Origin of the sequence: Bacteroides sp. 1_1_14, assembly GCF_000162515.1 — a bacterium.
Classification (GTDB): Bacteria; Bacteroidota; Bacteroidia; order Bacteroidales; family Bacteroidaceae; genus Bacteroides; species Bacteroides thetaiotaomicron.
In genome coordinates, this window is record NZ_GG774703.1 from 791,634 (window position 1) to 797,904 (window position 6,271).

Annotated in this window: 3 protein-coding genes; all 3 read left to right on the forward strand. The window is 42.4% G+C overall.

The features are described 5' to 3' along the window. Nucleotides 1-157: 157 nt before the first annotated feature. The gene (locus tag HMPREF9007_RS17945) at nucleotides 158-1,321 is read left to right on the forward strand and encodes an AGE family epimerase/isomerase (RefSeq protein WP_032850181.1); all 1,164 of its coding nucleotides are present in this window, start codon (nucleotides 158-160) and stop codon (nucleotides 1,319-1,321) included. A gap of 54 nt (nucleotides 1,322-1,375) precedes the next feature. Next, nucleotides 1,376-4,600 carry a TonB-dependent receptor gene (locus tag HMPREF9007_RS17940; RefSeq protein WP_032850183.1) on the forward strand — a complete coding sequence of 1,075 codons (3,225 nt, stop codon included), beginning with the start codon at nucleotides 1,376-1,378 and terminating at the stop codon, nucleotides 4,598-4,600. An 18-nt stretch (nucleotides 4,601-4,618) separates the two neighbouring features. After that, nucleotides 4,619-6,271 (forward strand): RagB/SusD family nutrient uptake outer membrane protein (locus tag HMPREF9007_RS17935; protein WP_032850185.1); only part of this gene is annotated, 1,653 nt, incomplete at its 3' end.

Sequence of the window (6,271 nt, forward strand, 5' to 3'; positions counted from 1 at the left end):
GTCGGAACAGTAGAAGAAAGAAAGAGACCTTAATAACAGTAAACTAACAACAACTGAGAAGTATAGAGAAGCCGCAGGCGGTTTTCTGCATGGCCATTCAAGAAACGTTTCCCCGCCTTCGGTGTACCCTATACCTATCTATAATAAAAACAATATTATGGATTTTAAGAAACTAGCGAATCAGTACCGGGATGAATTGTTGGACAGTGTCCTTCCATTCTGGCTCGAACACTCCCAGGACGGTGAATACGGCGGTTATTTCAGCTGCCTGGACCGTGAAGGGAAGGTTTTCGATACGGATAAGTTCATCTGGTTGCAGGGACGTGAGGTATGGATGTTCTCCATGCTTTACAACAAGGTGGAAAAACGACAGGAATGGCTGGATTGTGCCGTTCAGGGTGGTGAATTCTTAAAAAAATACGGACATGACGGGAATTATAACTGGTACTTTTCACTCGACCGTTCGGGTAGACCACTGGTAGAACCATACAATATTTTCTCATATACTTTCGCCACGATGGCCTTTGGACAGCTGAGTCTTGCTACGGGAAATCAGGAGTATGCGGACATAGCAAAGAAGACCTTTGAAATCATCCTTTCTAAGGTTGATAATCCGAAAGGCAAGTGGAACAAGCTTCATCCGGGTACTCGTAATCTGAAGAACTTCGCTCTCCCGATGATTCTCTGTAATCTGGCTTTGGAGATCGAACATCTTCTGGATCCCGGTTATCTGGAACAGACGATGGAAACCTGTATCCATGAAGTGATGGATGTCTTTTATCGTCCGGAGCTGGGGGGCATCATTGTTGAGAATGTCGATATGGACGGTAATCTGGTGGATTGCTTCGAAGGACGCCAGGTGACTCCCGGTCATGCTATTGAAGCGATGTGGTTCATCATGGATTTGGGCAAACGCCTGAATCGTCCGAAATTGATAGAAAAAGCAAAAGACGTAACCCTGACAATGCTCGACTATGGTTGGGACAAGCAATATGGAGGTATCTATTACTTTATGGACCGTAACGGTTGTCCTCCCCAACAACTGGAATGGGATCAGAAACTTTGGTGGGTGCATATTGAATCTCTGATATCACTGCTGAAAGGTTATCAGCTGACCGGAGACAGGAAATGTCTGGAATGGTTTGAAAAAGTGCATGACTACACATGGTCGCACTTCAAAGATCCGGAATATCCGGAATGGTACGGATATCTGAATCGCAGAGGGGAAGTTTTGTTACCGCTGAAAGGTGGTAAATGGAAAGGGTGCTTTCATGTACCAAGGGGATTATTTCAATGCTGGAAAGTATTGGAACAGCTATAGAAACAATGAATTATTATGTTAACCAATCTTATTAATAATCTAAAAATTAATTCTATGACAGAGTTTAACTCAAAAATTAAGCAAAACTCTCGCATATTGAAGATATTTCTTTTCTCAATATGCGCACTTTTTGCATGTGCTATCAATGCTCATGCACAGAGTTTGGTGCAAGGTACTGTTACTGATGAGACAGGAGAATCTCTACCTGGTGTAAGTGTTGTAGTAAAGGGGACTACTAATGGTACAGTTACAGATGTTAATGGAAAATACAGCATTCAGGCGACTTCAAAAGATATATTGTCTTTCACATATGTAGGTATGGCGGAACTAGATATAAAAGTTGCCGGACAGAAAACGATCAATGTGGTGATGAAGGATGATGTGGCATCTCTGGATGAAGTGATTGTTGTTGGTTATGGTACTGCAAAAAAACAATCCCTGACAGGAGCGGTTTCTGCGGTCAAAGGCGACGAACTGTTAAAGGCACCGGCAACCAATGTATCAAGTTTGTTAGGCGGACGTTTGCCGGGCATTTCTTCTGTTCAAGTCTCCGGAGAACCGGGTGATGACCAAGCAGTATTGCGGGTTCGTGGTTCTATTTACAATGTTACTTATATTGTAGATGGTATGCCTCGTTCCATCAATGACATTGATCCTAATGATATTGAGAGTGTATCTGTCTTGAAAGATGGAGCTTCTGCGGCTGTGTACGGTTTGAAAGGCGCAGGTGGTGTTATCATCGTTACAACAAAGAGAGGACAGGAAGGAAAGTCAAGAATCACATATAACGGTTCAATAGGAGCATCTATGAATGCAAACTTTCCGCAGTTTATGAATGGTCCCCAGTTTGCATATTATTATAATATGGCTGATATGATGGATAAGCTGGCTAACGGAAGTATTACGGACATGAAGCAATATACACCGGTATTCACAAAAGCAAATGTGGAAGCGATGTTGAACGGCGATCCTACTGATGGGTGGGATAATGTCAATTATATTGATAAAGTATTTGGCACAGGTATCAATCAGAAGCATAACATCACCGTACAGGGTGGTAGTGACAAAATGCGTTATTTCACGTCTGTCGGCTATTTGGGACAGGATGGTAATATTGATAACTTTACTTATAGACGGTACAACTTAAGAACCAACATTGAAACTCAGCTGGCCAAGAATTTCCAGTTAAGTTTGGGAGTTGCCGGAAATGTAGGAAAACGTGAAACTCCGGGATATGCCTCCGGTGGTACAGATTCTAATTCCACATTGGGAGAACAAGGTTGGTTATCCGTTGCTCACCAGACTATCATGATGCATCCGTATTTACCGGAAAAATATGATGGACTTTATACCGCTACTACACAGAATAATACAAGCTTACCGAATAGTCCGCTAGCAGCTATTTATGAATCCGGCTACAAACATACCAATAGCTTTGATTTGCAGACTAACCTCTCTTTACAATATAATCTGCCTTGGGTAAAAGGATTAAGTGTAAAGGTTACCGGAGCTTATGACTACAAGACCTCACATAATAAAAACCTGAATACACCTTATTCTACTTATATCAATAAAATGCCGACTTCCACTACAGACTGGACTTGGACTAAAGCGGATGATCCTCGTGGAACTGCAAATGGAATAAATTTAGGTGAAGGACAATTCAGTTCCCGTCAAATGGTAGGCCAGGGAAGCATCAATTATGCGAATTCTTTCGGTAAGCATAATGTTGAAGCCATGGTACTTGCGGAAATCCGTGATTATAAAGAAAACAGTTTCTCCGGATATAATAAGAATATGAGTTTTGCAGAACTTCCGGAATTGAGTTTCGGACAACCGGCAGACTCCCCTATTTCCGGCTACAGTGATGCCAATCGTAGCATTGGTTACGTTTTCCGTTTGAAATACGACTATGACAATAAGTATCTGGCAGAATTTACAGGACGATATGACGGTTCGTATAAGTTTGCGGGCAATGTAAGTGGAAAACGTTGGGCATTTTTCCCATCAGCATCAGTAGCGTGGAGAATATCCAAAGAAAACTTTATGTCCGATCTGACTTTCCTGGATGATATGAAAATACGTGCATCTATCGGTTTGTTGGGTAATGACGATGTGAGTCCGTATGCATTCCTTAGTACTTATAACCTGATGGACGGTAACAAAAATGCGTACCAGACAATTCTGAACGGAAAAGTCATGCAGGCGCTGCGTGCATCTGTAATTGCAAATCCTACTCTGACGTGGGAAAACACGTTAACTTACAATGCAGGTTTCGACTTTACCATGTGGAATGGTTTACTGGGTATGGAATTTGATGCATTCTATAATTATACCTATGATATTCTGACAGCAATGGGAGGCGATTATCCACCATCAATGGGAGGATATTATTATACGTATGCCAACTATAACAAGGTAGACAGCAAGGGAGTTGAAATCACAGTGAGTCATCGTAATAAATTAAATCTGGCAGGGAAACCATTTTCTTATGGAGCCAGTTTCAACTTGACTTTTGCAAGAAATCGCTATCTTCGTTATCCGGATAGTCCCAATACTGTAGAATGGAGAAAACGTACAGGTCGCAGTGTAGACGCTTCAGTTGTATGGGTGGCAGAAGGTTTGTTCCGTTCGGAAGAAGAAATTGATAATTCCGCATGGTATGGAACCCGTCCTAATGTAGGTGACATCAAATATAAGGATTTAAATGGCGATGGCAAAATAGATGAAGATGACAGAACACGTGTAGGACGGGGCAATCGTCCGGAACTGACTTATGGTCTGAACTTGAATTGTGCCTGGAACGGATTTGATTTAAGCGCGCAATTTACCGGAGGCGCATTGTTCGATGTATCATTAACCGGCACTTACTATAATGGTTATGATGACAATACGGTCTGGACACAGGCATTCAAAGAAGGCGCCAACTCACCTTTATATCTGGTTCAGAATGCGTATACCACGGAAAATCCGAATGGAACATTCCCACGTCTGACTCTGGGAAATCAAGGACATGGAGGAGACAATGGATTAGCTTCTACCTTTTGGTTGCGTAATGGCAGATACCTTCGTCTCAAATCGGCACAGCTGGGTTATACATTCCCTAAAAAGTGGATGAGCCCTGTGGGAATTCAGAATCTTAGAATTTATGTAGAAGGTTCCAATTTATTCACAATCTCCGGTCTTCCCGATGGAATCGACCCCGAATCTCCGGGAGTGAACAATGGATATTATCCTCAACAACGCACAATCATGGGCGGTATAACTCTGACTTTCTAAACCTTTAAAAGATTTATTATGAAAACAAAATTAATAAGTATCATATTGTTGGGAGCCTCTTTAGGGCTTGGTTCATGTAGTGATTATCTAGACATGACACCGACGGACAAAGCATCAGATAAACTAGTATGGAGTAAACTGGAATATGCCGAACAAGCTGTCAACGATTTCTACCGTTATATCGATTATTTAGGAGTTTATCGTGACGGACAATGCCTGGCAGGCATGACGGAAGCGTTGACAGACCAACTCAAATACGGTTCCTATAACTATATGTCTAAATGCCAGATACCTAGCGAAATCGCTTATGGAGGATCCGTTCTGACAGTAAGTTATGTCAGCACTTATTTAGGCAATTGGGGAACGATGTATGAATATGTACGCCGTGTCAATGAAGGTCTCAATAAACTGAAAAAATACGCCTCATTCGGTCAGACGGAACAAGAACGGCTGGAAGCGGAAATGCGCTTCTTCAGAGGGTATTTATATACCGACTTGGTAAAACGTTATAAGGAAGTCATTATATATGATGAAGATCTGGATAATATAAAGAAGGATATGCCGGTCAGTTCCGAAGCAGAAGGATGGAACTTTGTATATGAGGACCTGAAGTTTGCGGGCGAACATTTACCGGTTGATAAAACCCCTAATGGACGTCTGACTAGCGGAGCAGCTTATGCAATGCTGTCACGGGCAATGCTTTATGCAGAAAGATGGGATGATGCCCGGATCGCTGCCGAAGAAGTGATGGGCATGGGATATAAGCTGGAAGAAAAAGAGAATTATTCTAATGCATTTAAAGCAGGAAGTCAGGAAGCTATTCTGCAATATTGCTATGACAAGAGTTCTACTGTAACTCATGATTTTGACGGCTATATGGCTCCCGGAGGTGATAAAGCATTGGATGGTAATTCAATGACCGGAGGATTCGGAACTCCGACACAAGAAATGGTAGAATCTTATGAATATGCGGACGGTAGCGGTTTTCCGGATTGGAGTACCTGGCATACTGCAGAAGGAACAACGGCAACTCCTCCATACGATAAACTTGAACCACGCTTCAAAGCAACCATTCTTTATAATGGCGCTATGTGGAAAGGCAGAACGATCGCATCTTATGTCAATGGTACTGATGGTTGGGCTGCATGGAAAACAGATGCCAAACCAGAAGGACGTTCTACCACAGGTTATTATTTGCGTAAGCTGGTGGATGAGACTCACAACTTCACTTCTGTGCAGGCAAGTACACAGCCATGGACCGAAATTCGTTATGCCGAAGTGTTACTAAATCATGCCGAGGCTTGCTATCATTTGAGTGGCTATGCCGATAAAGCCAATAAAGACATCAAAGACATTCGTAACAGAGTCGGCTTGCCTTATTCGGACAAGAGCGGAGAAGACCTGATGAAAGCGATTCGTCAGGAACGTAAAGTCGAATTAGCTTATGAAGGACACTATTATTGGGATATGCGTCGCTGGAGACTATCTGCAACGGCATTCACCGGTATCCGTCTTCATGGACTTAAGATAGAACAGAATGCAAACGGTTCGTTCAATTACATTTATGTAGAGTGTGATGACAAAGATCGTAACTTCCCGACTAAGATGTACCGTTTCCCTATGCCACAGGCGGAGTTGGACAATAACGGTGCGGTAACTCAATATGCAGAA

Excerpts from the sequence above, each read along its gene's own strand:
- HMPREF9007_RS17945 (WP_032850181.1), top strand. The coding sequence starts at position 158 with ATGGATTTTAAGAAACTAGCGAATCAGTACCGGGATGAATTGTTGGAC.
- HMPREF9007_RS17940 (WP_032850183.1), top strand. The coding sequence starts at position 1,376 with ATGACAGAGTTTAACTCAAAAATTAAGCAAAACTCTCGCATATTGAAG.